The organism is Ramlibacter sp. WS9, from assembly GCF_003797765.1.
Classification (GTDB): Bacteria; Pseudomonadota; Gammaproteobacteria; order Burkholderiales; family Burkholderiaceae_C; genus Ramlibacter.
In genome coordinates this window covers 253,244-275,413 of sequence record NZ_RKMB01000002.1, presented here as the reverse complement: position 1 = coordinate 275,413, position 22,170 = coordinate 253,244, and the positions used below count along the sequence as shown (strand labels likewise).

Genomic DNA, 22,170 nt, shown 5'->3' with positions numbered 1-22,170 from the left:
TCACGGCGCGGGAGCCGGCGGCGGCAAGCGGTAGCCCCTATCCTCAAGAATCTTCACCCATCGCCTGATGCGCGCGCGCATCGCCTTCTTTTGCGCATCATCGATGGGCATCCGTGCAACCATGTCGATTGCCGCTCCAGCCGACACGTAGCCATAGCGCAGCAACGCGATGTTGAACTCCCGGTCCTTCTCCCTATTGGCCGCCGTCTTCGCCATGAACAAATCGATCGCGTCCAGGCAATAGCCGACGCGCCCATTTGTTGCGCCGTTCTGGATTCGCTGCAGCCTATCCTTCCAGCCTTCTGGCAGGCACGCGGTATTGGAGCCAACGCCTTGAGCGTAGTAGCCATAGGTGTCGTGAAATTGAGAACCCTCGCCCAGGGCGCCGTCGATCTTGTCGGACTTCTCCTCGGCGTTCATCGGATAGATGTCCGCCTCCATAGACATCTTGAGCTCGGCGGGTGGATTGGGGATCGGGCCCAGAATCGACTGGCTGCCGATGATCATGAACTCATACTCGTTCGTGACCTCCGCCGCCGCGCGTATGAGGTGCTCCAGGTTCTCGCGATTCATGGGGCATCCTTCGCGCGCACGTTGCGAGCGCGTGCAACAGAGGCCACCTGACCCACCGTGACGCCCCGCTTCAGCTGACGCACTTCTTCCAGTATCCGATCGCGATCCTCCGGCGGCAGCAGGACCGGCAGGGGCGATGCCTGGCGCAGCTCCCTTGACCGGCGCGTTTGCGCCAAGGCGCGGCGCCAGTCCCTGCGATGCAGGATCACAGACCACTCGTCCCAAAGCGGGCGGCTGTGGGCGTTTGCCGTTGAACGCCACTTGTCGAGGGTTTCCATCGCGCTCGTGATCAACTCTGGGCGTTGCCGCATCAGCCTGACTGCCGCCTCGTGGAGCATCAGGCTTTGAAGGTCCTGGACGTCGTGTTGCGCATCTTTTGCGGTCACGACCACCTTGGTCGCTTGCTCGCCAACTCGATCCGCCTGAAGCTCGCCGCTTGCAAGAAGAGCCAAGTCGCCGGCCATGCCCAGCGCGGACATGACGCGAAGGTAAGTCCCCATGGTTGGCGCTGGCTGGCCCGCTTCTACCGCGTTGAGTGTCATGCGCGAAATCCCCACGCGATGGGCCAGCGCTACAGCCGTTAAGCCTTGCTTCTGGCGCGCGCGCCGCAGACGCTCACCCAGTTGGATGAGAAGTTGGCGGTCAAGAGCAGAAGCGAGCTGCGGCGAGGCGGGCATTTGTATGGCATTTTATACAAATCAAGCTTATTTGTCTATAACGCTATACACATGATCGGCCTGCTGATCATCGCCGGGTTGCTCTTAGCTCGCCACGACGCGCAACTTCGTCCGCTTGGCCTTGGCGCCCTTCGCCAGCGGCGCGCGCACGCCAGCCGGCTTGCGCTTTGCAACCGCCGGCTTCGCCTTCTTCGGCGCTTCCAATGCCTTCTCCGGCTTCGCAGCGCTCGCGCGCACCGCAGCGAGCAGTTCCGCAAGCGCCCCTTCCAGGTACACGGCCAGCGCTTGCGGATCCGGCACCGCGCGGCGGCAGGCCGTGATGCCGAATCCCAGCACGCCGTCGTAGCTTTGCACCGTGATGTTCAACCCCACGCCATGGCCGGGGATGGACACGGGCAGGTATGTCGCCACCTTTGCGCCCGCCAGGTACAGCGGCACGGGCGAGCCGGGCACGTTGGAGATGGCCACGTTGGCCAGCGGCGGGATCACGTTGGCCAGCTTCGAGCGGCCGTACAGCGACGCCAGGCCGCTCATGAGCCACGGTGCACCGAAGGACGGAAAGTCCATCGGGATCGCGGTCTTGATCTGGCCGTTGAGGTCTTTCGCGGCGACCGAATTGGCCTTGATGGCGGCCAGGCGCTCCAGTGGATCCTTGATGTCGGTCGCCAGGCCGATCAGCATCATCGACACCTGGTTGTTCAAGTCGGTGTTGCCCGCTTCGCGCAGGCTCACCGGCACGCCGGCGATCAGCGACTTGGCCGGGCGGCAGTCCTCGTCCGCCAGGTAGCGGCGCAGGGCGGCGGAGCTCATGGCCAGCACCACGTCGTTCACGGTGGTGTCGGTGGCACGCGTGATCTCCTTCACTTCGGCCAGCGACACGCGAGCACCCGCGAACGAGCGCGCATTGGTGATGGCACCGTTGATCGGCGTGCGCGGGCCGAACTTGAACTGCTTGCGCGCGACGAAGCGGCGTTTGCCCGCGCCGTCATCCTCGCGCTTGAGCAGGCTCTTGGCGGCGCGGCCCATGTCGGGCAGCATGCGCGCGAGCTTCACGTACTGGGCGACGGTGTTCGACAGCGCCGCGCCGGCCAGTTCGGCCATGCCCAGCTGGTAGCGGTTGGTGCGCACGCGCTGGCGCGGCGGCTTCACAGCGCGGGGCACCGGCGTCAGGTCGAACACCGCCTGACCGAGCGCTACACCGGCGGCGCCGTCCATGGCCGCATGGTGGATCTTGGTATAGAAGGCCAACTGGCCGGTGTGGAAGCCTTCGATCACGTAGAACTCCCACAGCGGGCGGCTGCGGTCGATCAGGCTGGAATGCAGCCGGCCGATCATCTGTTCCAGCTGCAGCATGGTGCCCGGCTTGGCGAGCGAAACGCGGCGCAGGTGGTAGTCCAGGTCCACGTCTTCGTCATCCACCCACACCGGGTTGGCCAGCTCGAAGGGCATCAGGGCCAGCTTGCGCTGGAACAGCGGGGCCAGGTGCATGCGCTTGGCCAGGTGCGCGCGCACGTTGTCGTAGAAGTCGCCCTGGTAGCCCTCGGGCAGGTCGAACAGGTGCACGCTGCCCACATGCATGGGCATCTCGGGCGATTCGATGTACAGGAAGGTGGCGTCGAGGCCGCTCAGGTGGTGCATTTCTTGTCTCCTTGGGCTTGTGGGTATCGAACTGTCCCACGCAAATTCGCGAAACCCCGCCCTATCGCAATGGTTGATACCTATATGCCGGACGGTATCAGCCGGTGATACTTTTCCGCATGCCCCATTCCATCGCCCTCATGGACGTCCTGAAGCGCGAACTGCGCGCTCGCCGAATCACCTATGCCCGCGTCGCCAAACACCTGGCGCTGAGCGAGGCCACGGTGAAGCGCCTCTTCGCCCAGAACGAGCTCAGCCTTCAGCGCATCGACGCCACGTGCGCGCTGCTGGGCATGGAGTTCACCGATCTGGCCGCCAGCGCCGTGGCCCGCACGAGCCTCCTTTCCCAGATGACGCTGGAGCAGGAGCAGGAGCTGATCGAGGACCCGAAGCTGCTCTTGGTCGGCTGCGCCGTGCTGAGCTACTGGACGCTGGAAGACATCGTCGAACACTACGCGCTGACCCGCGCCGAAGTCATCGAGATGCTGGTTCGGCTGGACCGGCTGAAGATGATCGAGCTGCAGCCCAACAACCGGTTCCGCCTGCGCATCAGCGGCACTTTCCGCTGGCTGCCCGACGGGCCCTTTCAGCAGCACTTTCGCAAGTACGCGCAGATGGACTTTTTCCAGTCGCACTTCAGCGACGAGAACGAGCTGATGCTGCAGGTGTTCGGCAGCGTGTCGGCGCAGTCGCGCGCGGCATTGCTGAACCGGCTGAAGAACGTGGCGCACGAGTTCGCCGAGATGAACCAGCACGACGGCCCGTTGCCGATCAGCGAGAAGAACAGCATGACGCTGGTGCTCGCCGTGCGGCCCTGGGAGCCCCGCAATCTGCGGGCGCTGCGCCGGAAGAAGCCGGCTACTTCAACCCCGGGTCAGCAGTCGGCGACATAGCCCAAGCGGTTGCGCGAGGCCTGGTCGGCGCGGGGTTCCGCACGCTACAAGCCTGCTCCCCAAAGTGTCACACAGCGTTCTTATAGTGAACGGATGTCTTCAATTCAACTTGTCGACGTGGCGAAGCGGTGGGAGAACACCACTGCCCTGGAGGGGATCAACCTGAGCATCGAACCCGGCAGCTTCTGCGTGCTGCTCGGGCCGTCCGGCTGCGGCAAATCCACCACGCTGCGCATCATCGCCGGGCTGGAAACCGCCTCCAGCGGCCAGGTCTTCATCGATGGCCGCGACGTCACCCACGTGCCGCCGGCCCAACGCGGAGTGGCCATGGTGTTCCAGAACTACGCCCTGTTCCCGCACCTGAGCGTCGCCGAAAACATTACTTTCGGCTTGTCGGTGCGCAAGATGCCGGTTGCGGAGATGGCCAAAAGGCTTGCGGAAACCGCGGACCTGCTCGGCCTCACGTCTTTGTTGCAGCGCAAGCCCTCCCAGCTGTCAGGAGGGCAGCAGCAGCGCGTGGCGCTGGGGCGGGCGCTGGTAGCCCAGGCCAAGGTCTGCCTGATGGACGAGCCCCTGTCCAACCTGGATGCGCAGTTGCGCCAGGAAATGCGCAGCGAATTGCGCGAGCTGCAGCAGCGCCTGGGCCTGACTGTGGTGTATGTCACCCACGACCAGGCCGAGGCCATGAGCATGGCCGACCAGGTGGTGCTGCTCAACCGCGGGCGCATCGAGCAGGCGGCGACGCCGCGCAGCCTCTATGCCAGGCCCATGACAACCTTCGCCGCCAGTTTCATTGGCACCCCTTCGATGAACCTGCTGCGACTGGAGGGCGGGCGGATCGCCGGCAGTCAGGTCAGCGCCGGCCGCGAAGCGCACTGGCTGGGCGTGCGACCCGAATCCGTGGTGCTGGGCGGCGGGATTCCGGCCACGGTGCGCGGCATCGAATACCTGGGCGCCGACTTGATCCTGCAGTGCGCGGTCGGCAGCGAAAAACTGGTTGTGCGTACCCACGGGCACAACGAGCTCGCTGCCGGAAGCGAGGTCATGCTGCACTGGCCGGAAGCTGCAATGCACCACTTCGATTCACACGGACAACGCGTCCCATAGCCCAGCAACCACCACGAGGAAACCTCTCCATGCAACGCAAGACCTTTCACCGGCTCATGATCGCCACCACCGTCGCCTTGGCAACGGGCTGGGGCGGCGCCCAGGCGCAAACCACCGACATCTCGTTCTTCTACCCCGTGGCCGTGGGCGGGCCCATCGCCAAGTACATCGACGGCATGGCCGGCGACTTCATGAAGGCCAATCCCGACATCAAGGTCACGCCCATCTACGCCGGCACCTACCAGGAAACCATCGTCAAGGCGCTGACGGCCCACAAATCGGGCACGCCGCCGGCCACGTCCGTGCTGCTGTCCACCGACATGTTCACGCTGATCGACGAGGACGCGATCGTGCCGATCGACAACTTCGTCAAGACCGCCGACGACAAGGCCTGGCTGAACGGCTTCTACAAGGCCTTCATGGCCAACAGCCAGACTGGCGGCAAGACCTGGGGCGTGCCGTTCCAGCGTTCCACGGTGGTGATGTACTACAACAAGGAGCTGATGAAGGAAGCCGGCCTGAACCCGAACAGCCCGCCTTCCAACTGGACGGAGTTGAAAGAAGCCGCGGTCAAGCTCACCAAGAAGGACGCCGGCGGCAAGGTCACGCAATGGGGCGTGCAGATTCCTTCCAGCGGCTTCCCCTACTGGCTGTTCCAGATTCTCACCACACCCAACGACGCCATCCTGGCCAACGAGGCCGGCAACGCGGTGAAGTTCGACGACCCGAAGGTGATCGAGGCGCTGCAGTACTGGGTTGACCTGGGCAAGGCCGGCGTGCACCCGCCCGGCGTCGTGGAATGGGGCACGACGCCCAAGGACTTCTTCGAGAAGAAGGCCGCGATCATGTTCACCACCACCGGCAACCTGACCAACGTGAAGAACAACGCCAAGTTCGACTTCGGCGTGGCCATGATCCCCGGCAACAAGCGCAAGGGCTCGCCCACCGGCGGCGGCAATTTCTACATCTTCAAGAAGGCCGCGCCCGCCCAGCAGGAAGCGTCGTTCAAGTTCATCAAGTGGATCACCCAGCCCGAGCGCGCCGCGCTGTGGAGCATGGAGACCGGCTACGCCGGCACCTCGGAAGCCGCCTATGCAACGGACGCCCTTCGCAAGTACGGCCGCGATTTCCCGCCTGCGCTGGTCGCCAAGGACCAGCTGCCCGTATCGGTCGCGGAGTTCTCTACCCATGAGAACCAGCGAGTCACCAAGGTCTTGAACGATGGCCTTCAGGCCGCGCTGACCGGCACCAAGACGCCGGCTCAGGCAATGCAGGACGCGCAGAAGGAAGCCGACCGCCTGCTGCGCTCGTATAGGTGACCCGCCGCGCCGCTGCTGATCGGATTTCTCCTTTTTCAGCGCCAGTTCGTGCAAAGCTTCATGCGCGCGGGGATCAAGTAAATCGTCGTGTCTCTGTTTTGCGGATGTCACATTGCGACCGTAGCCTCGTGACGCCCCGGGAGTGCCGTGGCATCACAAGTCTGCCCCCACGCTTCGCTGCCCCCCCGAGGGGGCGTTTTTGCCTAGGGGCGGCCCGTCGTCAAAAAGGACAACTACATGAAATCCTCGCTTGCTTCGGCGCTGCTGTTTGCGGCTGCCGTTCTTTCCGGTTGTGGAGGAGGCGGCTTGGACGCTGAACTCCCCGCCCAGTCCGCCAACGGCGCCATGCAGCCCATGAGCGCCGTCGCGCCCAGCAGTTACTGGGCCGGCGTCACCCGCGCGATGCCCGTCACGCCCCACGGCAACAAGATCGCCGTGTCGTGCCACAACTGCTATGGCGACACGGTGGCCCAGACGCAAACCGAAGTTGCCAAGGCCCTGGCGCGCAACTTCGACCTGGTCGAGTTCGACCTGACGCTGCATGCCAACGGGCAGGTCTATGTCGAGCACACCGACAGCGAGATCGCGCACGGCACCTTCGACGCGACGCTGGTCAACACGGCGCTGCAGCAAAGCGACCGGATGCTGTTCCTGGAAGTCAAGGAGGGCTACAGCACCGCGGCCCTGAGCGACACCATGATGCGCAGCGTGCTGCGCTCTGTACGCGACAACAACTATGCATCGGCGGGGCGCCCGGTGTTCCTGCGCGCCTTCATGGACGGCCGGCACAACCACCTGGTGCGCGCCAAAGCCATGCTGGCCGACAGCGAGTTCGCCGGCATCAGCAGCCACGTGCGCTTCCACACCCTGATCCAGAGCGACATCCGCAACAACATCCGCGCCAGCAAGAACCTCGGCTTCCACGGCATCGAGCTGGAATACCGGATGGCCGACCTGTTCGGCGCCGTGATGCAGGCCAAGCTGCTGGGCCTGGGTGTTGGCGTGTACACGGCGCCCGCCACCATGGGCGAGGTGTACATCTCGGCGATGCGCGAAGACATCGATTTCATCACCACCGACTACGACCTGGCAGCCACCGCGGCCGCATCCTCGGCGCGCTCGCTTATCCAGGAGTCAACGTCGCTGGTCTACATCAACACCGGGCAGCAAACCGCCTACCCGCTGAACTACAAGCGCACCAACACAACAGACTTCCTGCTGGCTTCCAGCGGCACCACGCCCGCGCTGGAGATCCTCGGTGTCGCTTCCGACGAAGACCGTGTCGGCGGCAGCATGCTGTTCACGGGTGCGCAGTCGCTGACCACCTGGGATGCCGACAACGCGGCGGGCGGCGGCTTCCTGGTGACGGCGGTGGTGAACTTTGACGACCTGACCGGCAGCGGCACCCTGGCCATCGTGGCCAAGAGCGACAGCGGCGGCTTCGCGCTGGAGCAGGCCGGCGCGCAGCTGCGCTTCGGCGTCAACGTCGGCGGCACCTACTACTACGCGACGACGCCGCTCTCGGGTCTCAACGGCAGCAACTCGTACTTCATTGCCGGGGCCTACGACGGCAGCGGCGCGGTGCGGCTGTGGGTGAACAATGTGGAGAAGACCGCGTCAGCCTCGGTCAGCGGGGGCGTGGTGATGAACAACAGCCCCGTGGTGATCGGCGCCGACCCTCAGGGCGCGACCGACCGGCGCTTCTTCTTCAAGGGGAAGGTCCAGCAGGTGATGGTGCAGAAGTGGCGGGATCACTAAGACCTCTGGGCTTCATGCCACACCCGGCTAAGGCGCCACCAGCGCGCCATATGCGGCGCGCGTTGGCGGCAGTACGGCCGCCACAAGCTGTTCATAAGACGTCTTGTGCCGCGCCAGCATCCGTGCCGAGGCGACGGTCTTGGACTTGCAGAACCAGTGGCAGGTGTGCTGCATCAGGAGCAGTTCCGCCGACACGGTGAAGGCCTTGTCTTTGGCCGACACTTCTTCGCTGCCCTCCGTGGCCTGGCGGATGCCGCGCTCGTGGATGGCCAGTGCCTGCCGCATGTCAAAGGTGAACTTGGGGAGCAGTACAGCCGCGAACGGGAGGGCGATGGGCAGCTTGCTCACGCGAGTGTCTGTTTCGGCGGCGCGAGAGAAATCGGCGGCAAAGCGCTGGAATTGTTCACTCAGCTCCCGCTCGGTGGAGCGCAACATGTTCCAGATCGGCTCGCTGCGCTGCGGGTCGTCTTCTGCCAGCGCGCGCAGATAACCCTGCGTCAACGTCTCCATGTGCTTTTCGATCTGATACCTGGACAGATAGCTGCCCAGCAGCGCGATGCGCTGTTGCTGATCCCGCGCCTTCAGCGTCCAGGCGATGATGACGAGGACAAATGTCGCCAGAACAAACAATTCCATTGGGCCTGAGTGTAGCGACGCGGATTCCTTTTGCCTCGGAGGGCGTCGCCACCACACGCCACTCGACCGTGGGGCGCGAGATCATTTGTGACGCCGCAAAGTAGCATAATCGGAGCAATGCGGCGCTGGTAAAGGCCTGCGGACTGGGCCGGCGCCTCGAACGATGGAGGTACGTGCCATGACTGACAGGCTGCGAACCAACAACGTCACAGTTGCGGGCAACCCCCATGCGGAGCGGACTTTGGTGTTCGCTCACGGGTTCGGCAGCAACCAGCAATTCTGGCGCTTCATCACCCCCGCCTACGAAAAGGACCACCGGCTGGTTCTGTACGACATGACAGGTTGCGGCGGCTCCGACATCAAGGAGTTTTCGCGGTTGCGCTATGGCGGGCTGGAAGGCCATGCGCAGGACCTGATCGATATCTGCGACGTGCTCGGGATGCGCCAGGTGTCCGTCATCTCGCACTCGATCAGCACGATGATCTCGGCGCTGGCCTACCTGCAGCGGCCTGCGCTCTTCGAGAAGTTCGTCTGGCTGGGTGCCACTCCGTGCCTGTGCAACCACGGCGCCTATGTCGGCGGGTTCGAGGCGGCCGAACTTGATGCGATCTACGAAGCGATATCGATCGACTTCTTCGGCTGGCTGCGCGGAGCAGCACCGGCGGCGATGAAAAATCCCAATCGTCCCGAACTGGCCGCTGAACACATGCAGTGCGTCGCGGCCATGCGCCCCGACATCGCGTTGCCGTTGGCTCGCATGACCTTCCAGATGGACCTGCGCCACAAAATGAGCAGGATTTCGTTGCCGGTGCTGCTCCTGCAACCCACGGATGATGACTTCGTGCCGGCGGAAGTGGGACGCTACCTGCAGAAGCACCTGCCGCATGCACAGCTGTCCCTGGTCCCGTCCGAAGGCCATTTTCCGCAGCTGAGCCATCCAGACGCCATGCTGGCGGCCATGGCGGGGTTTCTCTGAAGGCGGCGTTCACTCCAGATTGAAGTCAGGCGAAGACCGGCGTCCCCGCCGCAACCCGGTCGCGCAGTTCGGCCAGCATCGCCTTTTCGGTGATGTCGTCGGCCCAGGACGGACGCAGCTGGAAATGCGGCTGGTCCGCAAAAGTCTTCCAGTTACCGCCCCACTCCAGTCCCAGCTCCAGGCCCAGCGCGCCCACGGCCGCGTACTTCGGCGATTCAGGCATGTACTTCTTGCCTTCGAACACGCCGACGTCGAAGGCCAGCCCGAAGTTGTGGTTCGAGAAGCCGCCCTTGGCGTTGGTGACGATGCTGCCCGGGGCGGTGCGGCCCTTCGCGAAAAGCGCATCCTGTTCGGCAAAGGTGCGCGTGGCGCTGATCACCTTGATCTGGATGCCGTTGGCGGCGGCCTTCTGCACCAGCGCACGGGCCATCGGCCGCACCTCTTCCAGCAGCGTGGCGATGTTGCCTTCGCTGCGGTCATCGACCTTGTCGATGGCTTCTTCCGGCGGCTTGCCCGCGATGGTGGGCTTGACCAGCGCGGCAAAGATGGCGCCCCAGGTTTCGGTGCCTGCCTTGCCGTCGACGTCGACGCCCAGCTTCTTCTGGACGGCCTTGATCATGTCGGTGATATCCATGGAACCCCCTGAGTTTGGTTTAGCCCGCGCAGCATAGCGCCAGAGCATGCTGCGCGCCTCCTCCAAACGGGGGAGGCTTGCGTGTCTCAATCCAGCGTCTGCCGATACCGCTTGAGCGCGACGAATACCGCCACCGCCATGAAGGCCAGCATCGGCCACAACTCCGGCAGCAGCAGCCCGGCCGTGTTGCCCTTGAGCATGATGCCGCGCACGATCCGCAGGAAGTGCGTGAGCGGCAGCAGCTCGCCCAGCCATTGCGCCCATTGCGGCATCGCGCGGAAGGGAAACATGAAGCCTGAGAGCAGCATGCTGGGCAGAAAGAAGAAGAACGTCATCTGCATCGCCTGCAGCTGGTTGCGCGCCAGCGTGGAGAAGGTGAAGCCCACGCCCAGGTTGGCGACGATGAAGACGCCGATCATCGCCATCAGCAGCGTGAAGCTGCCCACCAGCGGCACCTCGAACAACAGCCAGGCCGCGCCCAGGATCACGCCGAGCTGGATGTAGCCGATGACGACGTAAGGCAGGATCTTGCCGGCCATCACCTCGGCGGGTAGCACGGGAGTGGCCAGCAGGTTCTCCATGGTGCCGCGTTCGCGCTCGCGCGTCATCGCGAGAGAAGTGAGCATCACCATCGTCATCGTGAGGATGGTGCCGATCAGGCCCGGCACGATGTTGTAGCGCGACAGGCCCTCGGGGTTGTAGCGGCGGTGCACGATCACCTCGTAAGGCGCCGGTCCCTGCCGCAGGCGCTGCAACGGTCCTGCCAGGTCGCGCTCCAGGGCCTGCCCCGCAGCCGCATTGAGCGCCGCCAGCGCGTTGCTGGAGGCGGACGGGTCCGTCGCATCCACCGCCACGAGCAGCGCGGGCCGCTCGCCGCGCACCAGCCGGCGCGTGAACTGCGGCGGGATGATCACGAGAAACTGCACGTCGCCCGCTTCCAGCAGCTTCTCGGCTTCGGCCTCACTGGTGCCCTGGTGCACGATGCGGAAGTAGCCGGTGTTCTGCAGGCTGGCGACGATGCTGCCGGCCAGCGGCCCGGTGTCGGCCGCCACCAGCGCCGTGGGTAGCCCCTTCGGGTCGGTGTTGATGGCGTAGCCGAACAGCACCAGTTGCAGGATGGGCACGCCCACCGCCATGCCGAAGGTCAGGCGGTCGCGCATCATCTGCTGGAATTCCTTGATGAAGACCGCGACCATGCGCGCGACGGAAAACCTCATGGCCGGCCCCCCTTCGCGAACTTCGCCGCCTTGGGTGGCGCCGCGAAGTTGTCCTGCGCACGGTCGATCAGCTTGACGAACACTTCCTCCAACGAGGCGCCGGGCGCCAACCCCGCTTGTTCGACGATCTCGCTTTCGCTGCCGTGCGCCAGCACCTTGCCGTACGCGATGTAGACCAGCTCGTGGCAGCGCGCCGCCTCGTCCATGTAGTGCGTCGAAACCAGCACCGTGATGCCTTCGCCCGCCAGCCGGTGGATCTGGTCCCAGAACTCACGGCGCGCTTTCGGGTCGACGCCTGCCGTGGGTTCGTCGAGCAGCAACAGGCGCGGGTTGTGGATGAGGCAGCCCGCCAGCGCCAGGCGCTGCTTCCATCCGCCGGAGAGCGAACCCGCCAACTGGTCCTGCCGCTCGACCAGGCCCAGCCGCTGCAACGCGCTGTTGACAGCCTGCGCGCGGTTCGGGATCTCGAACAGCCGCGCGATGAAGTCCAGGTTCTCGCGGATCGACAGGTCCTCGTACCAGCCGAACTTCTGCGTCATGTAGCCGGCCTGGCGTTTGATCTCGCGGGCTTGCCGGATCACGTCCAGGCCGAGGCAGGTTCCTTCGCCCGCGTCCGGCTTGAGCAGGCCGCACAGCATGCGGATGGTGGTGGTCTTGCCGCTGCCGTTGGGCCCGAGGAAACCGCAGATGCGGCCTTCGCCCACCTGCAAGTCCACGTTGTCGACGACCGCCCGCTCGCCGAACCGTTTGGTCAGCCCGCGCACGTCGATGGCCAACCCAGTCATGGCTTCGCCGGACGGCGCACCGAAAGCGGCTGGCCCGGCCGCAGCCGCTGCGCATCGGCCGGCGCGGGCTGCGCTTCGGCCATGAACACCAGCTTGCTGCGCTGCGAATTCGAATAGATGACGGGCGGCGTGTATTCCGGTCGCGTCGCGATGTGCGTGACGCGTGCGCCGATCGCCGCGCCGCAGCCGTCGCATTCCAGCGTTACGTTCTGCCCAAGGGTCACCGACGGCAGCTCGGCCTCGGGTACGTAGAAACGCGCCTTGATGTTGCCCGGCGGCAGCAGCGCCACCACCGGCTGGCCGGCCGCGACGAACTCGCCGGCGCGGAAGAAAGTGTCCGCCACCTGCGCATCGGCGGGCGCGGCCTGCTGCTTCTGTTGCTGGCGCCACTCGGTCTGCTTCAGCGCGTGGCGCGCGGCCTCGACCTGCGCGTCGGCTGCGGCCCGCTCGTCGGCCCGCGCCGGCAGTTTCGCTACCTGCACAACGGACGACAGCTCGCGCACTCGGGCCTGCGCCTGCGTGAGCGCCGACTGCGCCTCATCGGCCTGCGCTTTCGAGATGAAGCCGCGCGCGACCAGTTCGCGTTTGCGCGCGAGGTCGTGCTGCGCCAGCTCCGCCTGCGCACGCGCCTGCTGCAGCTGCGCCTGGTTGATGGCCACTTCGGCCTCACGCTTGCCCTTGTCGGTGTTGTCGGCCTGAAAGCGGGCCACGTCGACGCGGGCACTGGCTTCCTCGCGGGCCGCACGCTCGGCTTCCGACTCCAGTGCGAACAGCGGCTTGCCGCGCGCGATCTGCTGGCCCGCCTGCACGTGCAGTGCGCTCAGCGTGCCCGCCAGCGGTGAGGACACATACACATAGTCGGCCTCGGCGTAGCCGGACCAGCCCGGGTCAGGCTTGTCGCCGCATGCGGCGAGGCCCCATGCCATGGCCACCACGCATTGCCACCTGAGCGCCTTCATGGTGTTCCTTATTCTTGCGCCGTCGGGCGAAACGCCCAGCGAACGAAGACCCGGCGCATCGCATTATTAGGTGCGTGACTGGCTATTGGCAACGTATTGGCAACGGCGCGACGTAAACGAAAGGAGATAACACGAAAGCGTGCGATGGCGGCAAACCCTGATGCCCCGTATCCTGGCAAGCATTACAAGCAGATTTATCGATGCGCCCCAACGCATCCAGGGGGAAGAGATGAAGAATCGCGGCATGCAAAAAAGGCGGATCGCGCGAGTGCACCGATGCGCGGCGCTAGCGCTGGTGTGGTGCTCGGCGTCCTCGAACGCACAAGGCGTGGACGTTGCGCAATTGAGCCTGGACCGCCTTGCGGACCTGTCGCTCGAGCAACTGGGCAACATCAGGGTGACGTCGGTGTCCCGTAGGCCCGAGCGGCTGCTGCAGGCCGCGGCCTCGGTTTTCGTGATCACCGGCGAGGACATCCGCCGTTCCACCGCTCGCACCCTGCCCGAGGTGCTTCGGCTCGCGCCTAACCTGCACGTGGCGCGTACCAGCGCCGGGCAATGGGCCATCAGCGCACGCGGCTTCAACAACGGCATCGGCAACAAGCTTCTGGTCCTGGTGGACGGCCGCGTCATCTACTCGCCCCTGTTCTCCGGCGTTTTCTGGGACCAGCAGGACCTGATGCTCGAGAACATCGAGCAGATCGAGGTCATCAGCGGGCCGGGCGGCACGCTGTGGGGCGCGAACGCGATGAACGGCGTCATCAACGTGACCACCCGGCGGGCCGGCGCCACGGAGGGCGGGCTGGTTGCGGCGAGCGGCGGCGACGGCAACTCGCATGCGTCGGCGCGCTACGGCGGCAAGTTCGGCGAAGACGGAGCATGGCGGGTCTATGCCATGGGCACCGACCGCGAGCACACCACCAAGGCCAATGGCGCCGTCGTGCCTGACGCCACGAAAAAGAAGCAAGCCGGCTGGCGCATCGATTGGGGGCCGGCCGAAAACGGCTTCACCTTCCAGGGCGACACCTATCGCTCAGGCAAGGCACCCGGCGTGCCCGAAGCGCCGGACTTGTCGGGCACCAATGTGCTCGCACGCTGGACCCGCCAGCACGCGGACGGATCGGGCTGGCGTCTGCAAAGTTATTACGACCACAGCCGCCGCGACGAGCCCATCACCTTTCGCGACGAGATGGAGATATTCGACACCGAATGGCAGCAGACGCTGGCGCCCTCGGGCAGCCATCGGCTGATCTGGGGCGCGGGGCTGCGTGAAGCGCGCGACAAGACGCAAGTCAGCCTGCTGGTGCGCTTTACGCCGATGGAGAAGCGGCTGCGGTGGGCCAACGTGTTCGTGCAGGACGAGATCGCGCTGGCGGAGCATCTGCGCCTCACGCTCGGCGCCAAGGCCGAAAGGAATGTCTATACCGGCTGGGAGTTCCTGCCCAGCGCGCGCCTTTCGTGGGTGCCGTCGGACACGCAGGCGGGTTGGGCGGCCGTGTCGCGCGCCGTGCGCGCGCCCGCGCGGCTCGACCGGGAATTCTTTTTTCCCGGGAAGCCGCCTTTCGCCATCAACGGCGGGCCGGATTTCCAGTCGGAGGTGGCCAACGTGCTGGAGCTGGGCTGGCGCGCCCAGCCCACGCCCACGCTGTCGTACTCGGCTACCCTTTTCCATCATCGCTACGACAAGCTGCGCAGCGGGCAGCGCCCGCCGGCCGTCGTGCAGAACATGATGGAAGGGAACACCAGCGGACTCGAAGCCTGGGCCCACTGGCAGGCCACAGCCAACTGGCGCCTGACCGCGGGCCTCTCCGAATTGCGCAAGCACCTGCGCGTCAAACCCGGCAGCGGCGATCCCACCGGGCCCAGCGCGCAGGGCAACGACCCGCGCCATCAGTGGCTGCTGCGCTCCAGCCTCAACGTGGGCGAGCGGCATGAGGTCGACGTCAGCGTGCGGCATGTGGCGGCGCTGCCCAATCCCGCCATCCCCGCGTACACGGCCGTCGACATGCGCTGGGGTTGGCGCGTGACGCCGGCGGTCGATTTGTCGCTCAACCTGCAAAACCTGTTCGACCGCAGCCATGCGGAGTTCACTGACGCCAAGGGCTCGCAGGTCCGGCGCGGCGGATGGCTAAAGCTGGTGTGGCGGATGTGAGAACACTCTTTCTATCGCGCTTGAGATGGCGTGATTGGGCGCACGCGCTGCTCGTGTTGCTGCTCGTGCAAGCCATGCCTGCACACGCTGCCGATCATTCGCCCGAAGAAGCTCTGGCGGAGCGCCGGGTCAAGGCTGCCTACCTCTACCGGTTTGCCGGCTACGCCGAATGGCCGCCGGCCGCGTTCACCAAGGCCGACGCGCCTCTGGTGGTCGGCATCTGGGGCAACGACGATCTGGCCGATGACCTCGCAGGGCTGGTGGCCGCGCGCACCATCGAAGGCCGGCGGCTCGAGGTGCGGCGGGTGAAGGATGCCGGCGGGCTGGCCGGCCTTCACGTGCTCTTCCTCGCCCGGGACCGTACCGCGCGGCTGGCCGAAGCACTGGCCAGCCCACAACTGGGCATGGCACTGGTGGTGACCGAAAGCCCCGGCGCGCTCAACCAGGGAAGCGCGCTCAACTTCCTCATCATCGACGGGCAGATCCGGTTCGAGCTGTCGCTCGAGGCCGCGGAAAAGCGCGGGCTGAAACTCAGCTCGCGCCTCGTCGCCGTGTCCAACAACCCGCAGGCCAGGAACCGCTGAGCATGGCGCGCCCACGCTCGATCCGATACAAACTCAACTGGGTGGTGCTGGCCACGACGTTCGTGGCGCTGAGCCTGGCCGGCCTGGCGATGGTGATCTACGACCTGCGCAGCTACCAGCGGACCTGGGAGCGCGACCTGCTCACGCAGGCCGACCTGCTGGGGCTCGCCACCGCGCCCGCGTTGTCCTTCAACGACCCCAAGACAGCCCGCGAAAACCTGGCGCTGCTGAAGGCGCGGCCGAACATCCTCGGAGCCGCGATCTACACGCCGGACGGCCGGCTGTTCGCGAGCTATGGCGCCGGTGCGAATGCGGGCGCAGGGCCGGCGAACGGGGCTGACGGGGTGCGGGTGGATGGCGGAGACCTGGTTGCGTTCAAGACCATCGTCAATGAAGGCGAACGGCTGGGCGCGGTGCACCTGCGAGCGCGCCACGAAAAACTCGACCACCTCCAGCAGTACCTGATGGTCGTCGCGCTGGTGATCGCCGGCAGCCTGGCCCTGGCGCTACTGCTGTCGAACCGGCTGCTGTCGGTCGTGACGCGGCCCCTTCTCGCGGTGAGCGACGTGGCACGGCGCATCACGGCAGGGCGCGACTACAGCCTGCGGGCCACACGCACGACGGACGACGAAGTGGGCGAAGTGGTCGACGCGTTCAACGGCATGCTGGTGGAACTGGCCCGCCGCGCGGAAGTGCTGGAGCAGGCGAACCAGCAGACGCTGGCGTTGAACGCCGAGCTGGAAGACCGCGTGCGCCGCCGCACGTCGCAGTTGGAGATCGCCAATCTCGAGCTGGAAGCCTTTTCGTATTCGGCCTCGCACGACCTGCGCGCGCCCCTGCACGCCATCGACTCGTTCAGCAACCTGCTCGAAAAATCGGTGAGAGAGCACCTGGACGACCGCGGCCGGCACTTCATCAATCGCATCCAGGTCAACGCGCGCCTGATGGCGAAGCTGATCGACGCGTTGCTCACACTCGCCCACGTGTCGCGCGCCACGCTGGAGCGCGAGCAAGTCGACCTCACGGCGCTGGCGGCGGAGGCGCTCCAGCGTTGCCGCGAGCAAGAGCCGCACCGCGTGGCCGTGATCGACGTCGCGCCCGGCATGCACGCGCTGGCCGACACGATGCTGGTCAACCAGGTGGTACAGAACCTGGTGGGCAATGCGTGGAAGTTCACCTCCAAGGAGGCCGTGGCCCACGTCACCATCGGCTGCGAGGCGAGCGCCGGCCGCCCGGCCACGTTCTTCGTGCGCGACAACGGCGCCGGCTTCGACATGGCCTATGCCGACAAGCTGTTCAACGCCTTCCAGCGGCTGCACTCGCCTCACGAATTCCCCGGTACCGGCATCGGCCTCGCGACAGTGCAGAAGATCGTGAGCCGGCACGAGGGAAAAATTTGGGCGGAGTCGGCGCCGGGTCAAGGCGCAACGTTCTACTTCACGCTGGAAAGCGCACCGGCCGACGATTGACCGGCCAGTCGACGCCACTTGGGTTGCAGCGCGCATAATTCGCGGCCCATGCGCTCGCCCGCCGAACAATTTCTGATCGATTTTCATGCCACCCTGCCGGGCGCGACGGCCGAGGCATTCGGCACACTGCCCGTGCAGTTTCGCGGCCAGTCGTTTGCTTCGTCGTACGCGGTGCTCGCAACGGCAGTGCCCACAGACCGCTCGCCCCTCGCGGTGCTCGACCTGGCGTGCGGCTCGGGCTTTCTGCTGTCGCTGCTCGCCGCTCGCCGCCAGCCGGGGCTGGAGTTGATCGGCGTCGACATGAGCGCGGACGAATTGCGGCTCGCCGCGGCGGACCTTGACGGCCAGGCGCGGCTCATCGAAGCTCGCGCGCAGCACCTCCCCCTTGCCGCGCAGAGCATTGACACCGTCGTGTGCCACCTCGCGCTGATGCTCATGGGCGATGCCGATCCAGTGCTCGCCGAGTTGCGCCGCGTGCTCAAACCGGGTGGCACGCTCGCCGCGGTCGTGGGCGCGCCTAACCCGCCGTCCGCGGCATTCGACGCGTACATTCGCGTCATCAACGCTCACGCGAGCGGCAGCTTCCTGCGCCTCGGGGACGCGCGCTTTCGCAAGGAAGAAGGCGTCCGCGCGATGTTCGCGGCGCAGTGGCATGGCCTCGAGCTGGATGAGATCCGCAGCCACCGCAGGCTCACGCCCGATGAAACCTGGGCCTGGTTCATGCGCATGTACGACATCCACCAGATCGGCGAAGACCAACGCGATGAAGTGCGCCGCGAGTACCTGTCGTCGGTGGCGGCGCATTGCGACGCCGACGGACGGCTTGAATTTCCGCAGGCGTTTCGCTTTGTTCGGGCGCAGACCGCGTAGGCTGGTACCCGGCCAAGTTGTTGGCGTGGCTCGGCGTAACCCGGCGCGACCTCGCGGCAAAGCTGTGCGCGGGCGGGCTGCGGCGCGATGGCTACGGCGTTCGGCATCGCATGCTTCGCAAGCTCCTGCCGAATTCCTTGCGCCGGGAGACCCCGCGACCCGCGCGAAAAAACTCGCCTCCGCTACGCTGCGACTCAAACAATTTTCGCGAGCATGAGACAGTCGCACGGCTGAAGCCGTGCTGGGTCGCGCGGTCGCCCGCCGCAAGCGCCTGGGCTTTATTCGCGCCGCAGCCCGCCCACGCACAGCTTTGCAAACCATCGAGGCGCGCCACCGGTGGCGTGCCAACGCTTCACGGGTCCACCAACACATCGGCGCGCCACCGCTGGCACGCCACCCTGTCACTGCAACGCCGTGCATGGCCGGGCCGCGGCGCGAATAAAGCACAGGCGCCCGCGGTGGACGGTCTTGCGGCCCAGCGTCGCTTGCGACGCGACCGTGTCATGCTTGCGGCACTTGTTTGAACCGCGCAAAGCGCGGTGAGTTGTGCCGCGCGGGCCGCAAGACCGTTCAGCGCGGGGACTCCGGCAGGAGCTTGCGAAAGCAAGCGATGCCGGACGCCGTAGCCATCGCGCCGCGGCCCGGCCGTGCACGGCGTTGCCGCGCGGTCCCAGAGCACCACGACGGGTCGGTCGCAATCGCGGGCAAGGTCCAGGAGTTCATCAACGCGCGGGGCTGGTGACCGGTGCCCTGGCCCGAAAGCCCCGCACCGTCCGGTACACCCAGCGCAGCATCAGCAGCGTGGCCAGCGCTTCGCCCGCCGTCAACGCGAACGCGACCACCGGGTTGCCCAGCGCCTGCCGCCGCTGGAACTTGGCCAACATGCCGTCGCGCGCGAGTTCGATGCTGTCGTAGAACGCGGGCACCACCAGCAGCGTGAGCACGGTGGCGGTGATCGTGCCGCCGATGATGGCGATCGCCAGGGGCCGGTAGAAGTCCGCGCCTTCGCCGATACCGATGGCCACGGGCAGCATGCCCGCGATCAGCGCGAAGGTGGTCATCAGGATGGGCCGCAGGCGCGAGCGGCCGGCGGCCATCAACGCGTCCTCCCGGTCCATCCCGTCGGCCTCGCGCTTGCGCGCCGCGTCCAGCAGCAAGATGGCGTTCTTGGCCACCAGGCCCATCAGCATGATGATGCCGATGAAGCTCATGAGGTTGAGCGTGGCGTGCGTCGCCAGCAAGGCCAGTACCACGCCGATCAACGAAAGCGGCAGCGACAGCATGACGGGCAGCGGCGCGGTGAAAGAGCCGAACTGCATCACCAGGATCAGGTACATCAACCCCACGCCCATCACCAGCGCGGTCTGCATCGCGCCGAACACTTCCTTCTGGTCCTTGCCCGCGCCGCCCAGCTCCACGCCGTAACCCGGCGGAAACTCCATTGTCTTGGCCAGCTTGATCGCGTCCTGCGTTACCTCGCCCGAGGCGCGGCCTTGCGCGTTGGCCGACACGGCCATCATGCGGCGCCCGTTCAGGTGCTGGATCTGCGCCGGCCCTTCGCCCATGGTGATGGTCGCGATCTGGTTCAGCGGCACCACCATGTTGCTGTTGGCCACGGCGATCGGCAGGCGCTCGATGTTCTCGGCTTCCACGCGGTCTTTCGGATCGAGGCGCACGGCGACGTCGCGCGACTCGCCGGTCGGGTCCACCCAGTCGCCGATCTCGACACCCGCGAAGGCCACGCGCAATGCTTGCGCCGCATCGTTCACCGAGATGCCGAGCGAATTCGCCAGCCCTCGGTTCAACTCGATCTTCAGTTCTTCCTTGGGGCTCGCCTCCGACAACCCCACGTCCACCGCGCCCGGCACCGTGCGCAGGCGCTCCATGTAGGCATTGGTGATACCCAGCAGCGTGCGCGAATCGGTGCCGTAGAACTGGATCTGCACCGGCTTGCGCGTGCCGTTGTTCAGGTCGTCCTGCACCGTGTATTCGGCGCCGACGAGCTGCGCCATCAGCTTGCGCAAATCGACCGCGATTTCCTGCGCCTTGCGCTTGCGCTCGGAGAGTTTGCCGATGTCGACATACACGCGCCCGCCGCCCATATTGACCACGCTGTTGGTGGCTCGCGTCTCCGGCAGCGTGCGCGCGAGTTCGGCCGCCTTCTCGATCTTCAGCCGTGTGTACTCCAGGCTGGCCGAGGAGGGCGTGCGGATCTCCACCGCGATCACGCCCGCGTCCTGCACCGGCAAGAAGCTCGATCCGCCGAAAGCCGCATGCAGGCCGATGGCGCCGGCGAAGCTGCCCACGGCAGCAACGGTCATCCAGCGCCGGTGGTGCAATGCCCAGGCGATCAGGTTGCCGTAGCGGTCGGCCTGGTGGTCGAACCATTCGTTGAAGCGCTTGAGGTAGAGGCTGATCCCCTTGTATTCGCGCTCGTGGCTGCCGACCGGGTCGCCCCAGTAGGCCGACAGCATCGGGTCGAGCGTGAACGAGATGAACAGGCTCACCATCACCGAGCACGCCACCGTCAGCGCGAACGGGCGGAACCACTCGCCCGCCACGCCCGGCATGAAGGCCACGGGGATGAAGATCGCGATGATCGAGAAGGTGGTGGCGGCCACCGCCGTGCCGATCTCGGCCGTGCCGCGGCTGGCTGCGGTCATCCGGTCGGCGCCGCGCTCCATGTGGCGCACGATGTTCTCCCGCACCACGATCGCGTCGTCGATCAGCACCCCGATCGCCAGCGAGAGGCCCAGCAGCGTCATGAGGTTGAGCGTGAAGCCGCACAGCCACACCGCGATGAAGGCGGTGATGGCCGACGTGGGCAGGCTCAGCGCCGTGATCAGCGTGGAGCGCCACGAGTTGAGGAAGATGTAGACCACGAAAATGGTCAGGCCCGCGCCCATGGTCAGCGCATGGATCACGTTGTTCAGGTTGTCCTGCGCGTCCACACCGCCGTCGCGCGTCACTTCCAGCTTGGTCCCTTGCGGCAGCGTCTTGTTGATCTCCGTGACCATGTCGCGCACTCGCTTGGCCACCGCGACCGTACTCGCGTCGCGCGCGCGGGTGATGGAGATGCTCACGTTCGGGTGGGCGCTGCGCACGCTGAAGCTGTCCAGCTCGGCGAAACCGTCGACGGTGTTCGCGACCTGGCCCAGGCGCACGATCTCGTCGCCGCGCCGCTTGACGATGATCTGCGCAAACTCGGCTGGGGACTCGATGCGGCCCACCAGGCGGATGCTCTGGTCCTTCAGCGGGCCGATGATGCGGCCGACGGGCGCCGTGGTGTTCTGGCTCTGCAGCGCGGCCACCACCTCGGCCACCGAGACGTTGTATTCGCGCAGCCGGTCGGCCTTGAGCAACACCGAGAGCTGGCGCTTCAGCGACCCGGTGACGGTAACGATGGACACGCCGTCCAAGCCCCGGAACTTGTCGGACAGCTGGTCTTCGGCCAGCCGGGAGATCGCGGCGTGCGTCTGCGCGGTGGACGACAGCGCCAGGTCCATGATCGGGAAGGCGCCCGGGTCGCGCCGGCGGATCACAGGCTCGCGCATCTCCGTCGGCAGCTTGTAGCGGACGGTGGCGATCGAATTGCGCACCTCGTCCGACGCCTCGATCATGTTCTTGTTGAACTTGAAGATGATGATGATCGAGGCGTTGCTGTCCTTGGCCGTGGAACGGATCTCCGACACGCCGGTGATGCTCTGCAGCGACTTCTCGATGCGGTTGATGATCTCGCGCTCCACCGTCTCGGGCGCCGCGCCGGGGTAGTTGATGTCCACCGAAAGCACCGGCTGCTCGACGTCGGGAATCTCGTTCACCCGCAGCTTGTTCAGCGCGAGCAGGCCCAGGCACATCAGCCCGAGGATGACCACCACGGTCGCCACCGGACGCTTGATCGAAAAGTCGGAAAGGAACATGGTGCG

18 protein-coding genes are annotated in these 22,170 nt (G+C 65.9%); 9 read left to right on the top strand and 9 right to left on the bottom strand.

Annotated features, from left to right (window positions below):
- The 3 genes from EEB15_RS04265 to EEB15_RS04255 all read right to left on the bottom strand — a co-directional run bounded on the left by EEB15_RS04265 (position 1) and on the right by EEB15_RS04255 (position 2,888).
- The gene (locus EEB15_RS04265) at positions 1 to 573 is read right to left on the bottom strand and encodes a DUF6036 family nucleotidyltransferase (protein WP_141508289.1); all 573 of its coding nucleotides are present in this window, start codon (positions 571 to 573) and stop codon (positions 1 to 3) included.
- Positions 570 to 1,250, bottom strand: a complete 681-nt coding sequence (locus tag EEB15_RS04260; RefSeq protein WP_141508288.1) for a helix-turn-helix transcriptional regulator — start codon at positions 1,248 to 1,250, stop codon at positions 570 to 572. The genes EEB15_RS04265 and EEB15_RS04260 overlap by 4 nt, the downstream gene beginning before the upstream one ends.
- A gap of 84 nt (positions 1,251 to 1,334) precedes the next feature.
- Positions 1,335 to 2,888 carry a wax ester/triacylglycerol synthase family O-acyltransferase gene (locus tag EEB15_RS04255; protein ID WP_141508287.1) on the bottom strand — a complete coding sequence of 518 codons (1,554 nt, stop codon included), beginning with the start codon at positions 2,886 to 2,888 and terminating at the stop codon, positions 1,335 to 1,337.
- A 119-nt stretch (positions 2,889 to 3,007) separates the two neighbouring features.
- On the opposite strand from EEB15_RS04255, the gene EEB15_RS04250 reads away from it, so the two are divergent.
- From EEB15_RS04250 to EEB15_RS04230, 4 genes are all read left to right on the top strand, one after another.
- Entirely contained in the window at positions 3,008 to 3,781 is a 774-nt protein-coding gene (locus EEB15_RS04250; RefSeq protein WP_141508286.1) for a helix-turn-helix transcriptional regulator, read from the top strand.
- A 93-nt stretch (positions 3,782 to 3,874) separates the two neighbouring features.
- Positions 3,875 to 4,888: an ABC transporter ATP-binding protein gene (locus EEB15_RS04245; RefSeq protein WP_141508285.1), complete on the top strand. Its 1,014-nt coding sequence runs from the start codon at positions 3,875 to 3,877 to the stop codon at positions 4,886 to 4,888.
- A 29-nt stretch (positions 4,889 to 4,917) separates the two neighbouring features.
- The gene (locus EEB15_RS04240; RefSeq protein WP_141508284.1) at positions 4,918 to 6,207 is read left to right on the top strand and encodes an ABC transporter substrate-binding protein; all 1,290 of its coding nucleotides are present in this window, start codon (positions 4,918 to 4,920) and stop codon (positions 6,205 to 6,207) included.
- 306 nt (positions 6,208 to 6,513) lie between these two features.
- Positions 6,514 to 7,965, top strand: coding sequence for a LamG-like jellyroll fold domain-containing protein (locus EEB15_RS04230; protein WP_158289988.1), 1,452 nt, complete (start codon positions 6,514 to 6,516; stop codon positions 7,963 to 7,965).
- Between the two features lie 27 nt (positions 7,966 to 7,992).
- On the opposite strand, the gene EEB15_RS04225 is transcribed toward EEB15_RS04230, so the two are convergent.
- A complete protein-coding gene (locus EEB15_RS04225; RefSeq protein WP_141508282.1) occupies positions 7,993 to 8,601 on the bottom strand; it encodes a hypothetical protein in 609 nt (202 codons plus the stop codon).
- Positions 8,602 to 8,779: 178 nt separating this feature from the next.
- Here EEB15_RS04225 and EEB15_RS04220 point away from each other — a divergent pair, with 178 nt between their 5' ends.
- Positions 8,780 to 9,577: an alpha/beta fold hydrolase gene (locus tag EEB15_RS04220; RefSeq protein WP_158289987.1), complete on the top strand. Its 798-nt coding sequence runs from the start codon at positions 8,780 to 8,782 to the stop codon at positions 9,575 to 9,577.
- A gap of 25 nt (positions 9,578 to 9,602) precedes the next feature.
- Here EEB15_RS04220 and EEB15_RS04215 read toward each other — a convergent pair whose 3' ends face one another.
- The 4 genes from EEB15_RS04215 to EEB15_RS04200 form a co-directional block, all read right to left on the bottom strand.
- A complete protein-coding gene (locus EEB15_RS04215) occupies positions 9,603 to 10,211 on the bottom strand; it encodes a M15 family metallopeptidase (RefSeq protein ID WP_141508280.1) in 609 nt (202 codons plus the stop codon).
- Between the two features lie 86 nt (positions 10,212 to 10,297).
- On the bottom strand, positions 10,298 to 11,428 hold the full coding sequence (locus tag EEB15_RS04210) for an ABC transporter permease (RefSeq protein WP_141508279.1): 1,131 nt from the start codon (positions 11,426 to 11,428) through the stop codon (positions 10,298 to 10,300).
- The gene (locus tag EEB15_RS04205; RefSeq protein WP_141508278.1) at positions 11,425 to 12,213 is read right to left on the bottom strand and encodes an ABC transporter ATP-binding protein; all 789 of its coding nucleotides are present in this window, start codon (positions 12,211 to 12,213) and stop codon (positions 11,425 to 11,427) included. Before EEB15_RS04205 ends, EEB15_RS04210 begins: the two co-directional genes overlap by 4 nt.
- A complete protein-coding gene (locus EEB15_RS04200) occupies positions 12,210 to 13,172 on the bottom strand; it encodes an HlyD family secretion protein (protein ID WP_141508277.1) in 963 nt (320 codons plus the stop codon). The genes EEB15_RS04205 and EEB15_RS04200 overlap by 4 nt, the downstream gene beginning before the upstream one ends.
- A gap of 244 nt (positions 13,173 to 13,416) precedes the next feature.
- Between EEB15_RS04200 and EEB15_RS04195 the strand changes: the two genes are divergently transcribed.
- From EEB15_RS04195 to EEB15_RS04180, 4 genes are read left to right on the top strand one after another with little or no spacing between them, the layout of a single operon-like run.
- Positions 13,417 to 15,321 (top strand): TonB-dependent siderophore receptor, encoded by a 1,905-nt coding sequence (locus tag EEB15_RS04195; RefSeq protein ID WP_158289986.1) that lies wholly within the window; start codon positions 13,417 to 13,419, stop codon positions 15,319 to 15,321.
- A 20-nt stretch (positions 15,322 to 15,341) separates the two neighbouring features.
- The gene (locus EEB15_RS04190; protein WP_158289985.1) at positions 15,342 to 15,905 is read left to right on the top strand and encodes a YfiR family protein; all 564 of its coding nucleotides are present in this window, start codon (positions 15,342 to 15,344) and stop codon (positions 15,903 to 15,905) included.
- Between the two features lie 2 nt (positions 15,906 to 15,907).
- Positions 15,908 to 17,374: an ATP-binding protein gene (locus tag EEB15_RS04185; protein ID WP_141508274.1), complete on the top strand. Its 1,467-nt coding sequence runs from the start codon at positions 15,908 to 15,910 to the stop codon at positions 17,372 to 17,374.
- A 48-nt stretch (positions 17,375 to 17,422) separates the two neighbouring features.
- Positions 17,423 to 18,244 carry a class I SAM-dependent methyltransferase gene (locus EEB15_RS04180; protein WP_141508273.1) on the top strand — a complete coding sequence of 274 codons (822 nt, stop codon included), beginning with the start codon at positions 17,423 to 17,425 and terminating at the stop codon, positions 18,242 to 18,244.
- A gap of 722 nt (positions 18,245 to 18,966) precedes the next feature.
- On the opposite strand, the gene EEB15_RS04175 is transcribed toward EEB15_RS04180, so the two are convergent.
- The gene (locus tag EEB15_RS04175; protein ID WP_141508272.1) at positions 18,967 to 22,164 is read right to left on the bottom strand and encodes an efflux RND transporter permease subunit; all 3,198 of its coding nucleotides are present in this window, start codon (positions 22,162 to 22,164) and stop codon (positions 18,967 to 18,969) included.
- Positions 22,165 to 22,170 lie beyond the last annotated feature (6 nt).

Excerpts from the sequence above, each read along its gene's own strand:
- EEB15_RS04265 (WP_141508289.1), bottom strand. The coding sequence starts at position 573 with ATGAATCGCGAGAACCTGGAGCACCTCATACGCGCGGCGGCGGAGGTC.
- EEB15_RS04260 (WP_141508288.1), bottom strand. The coding sequence starts at position 1,250 with ATGCCCGCCTCGCCGCAGCTCGCTTCTGCTCTTGACCGCCAACTTCTC.
- EEB15_RS04255 (WP_141508287.1), bottom strand. The coding sequence starts at position 2,888 with ATGCACCACCTGAGCGGCCTCGACGCCACCTTCCTGTACATCGAATCG.
- EEB15_RS04250 (WP_141508286.1), top strand. The coding sequence starts at position 3,008 with ATGCCCCATTCCATCGCCCTCATGGACGTCCTGAAGCGCGAACTGCGC.
- EEB15_RS04245 (WP_141508285.1), top strand. The coding sequence starts at position 3,875 with ATGTCTTCAATTCAACTTGTCGACGTGGCGAAGCGGTGGGAGAACACC.
- EEB15_RS04240 (WP_141508284.1), top strand. The coding sequence starts at position 4,918 with ATGCAACGCAAGACCTTTCACCGGCTCATGATCGCCACCACCGTCGCC.
- EEB15_RS04225 (WP_141508282.1), bottom strand. The coding sequence starts at position 8,601 with ATGGAATTGTTTGTTCTGGCGACATTTGTCCTCGTCATCATCGCCTGG.
- EEB15_RS04220 (WP_158289987.1), top strand. The coding sequence starts at position 8,780 with ATGACTGACAGGCTGCGAACCAACAACGTCACAGTTGCGGGCAACCCC.
- EEB15_RS04215 (WP_141508280.1), bottom strand. The coding sequence starts at position 10,211 with ATGGATATCACCGACATGATCAAGGCCGTCCAGAAGAAGCTGGGCGTC.
- EEB15_RS04210 (WP_141508279.1), bottom strand. The coding sequence starts at position 11,428 with ATGAGGTTTTCCGTCGCGCGCATGGTCGCGGTCTTCATCAAGGAATTC.
- EEB15_RS04205 (WP_141508278.1), bottom strand. The coding sequence starts at position 12,213 with ATGACTGGGTTGGCCATCGACGTGCGCGGGCTGACCAAACGGTTCGGC.
- EEB15_RS04200 (WP_141508277.1), bottom strand. The coding sequence starts at position 13,172 with ATGAAGGCGCTCAGGTGGCAATGCGTGGTGGCCATGGCATGGGGCCTC.
- EEB15_RS04195 (WP_158289986.1), top strand. The coding sequence starts at position 13,417 with ATGCAAAAAAGGCGGATCGCGCGAGTGCACCGATGCGCGGCGCTAGCG.
- EEB15_RS04185 (WP_141508274.1), top strand. The coding sequence starts at position 15,908 with ATGGCGCGCCCACGCTCGATCCGATACAAACTCAACTGGGTGGTGCTG.
- EEB15_RS04180 (WP_141508273.1), top strand. The coding sequence starts at position 17,423 with ATGCGCTCGCCCGCCGAACAATTTCTGATCGATTTTCATGCCACCCTG.
- EEB15_RS04175 (WP_141508272.1), bottom strand. The coding sequence starts at position 22,164 with ATGTTCCTTTCCGACTTTTCGATCAAGCGTCCGGTGGCGACCGTGGTG.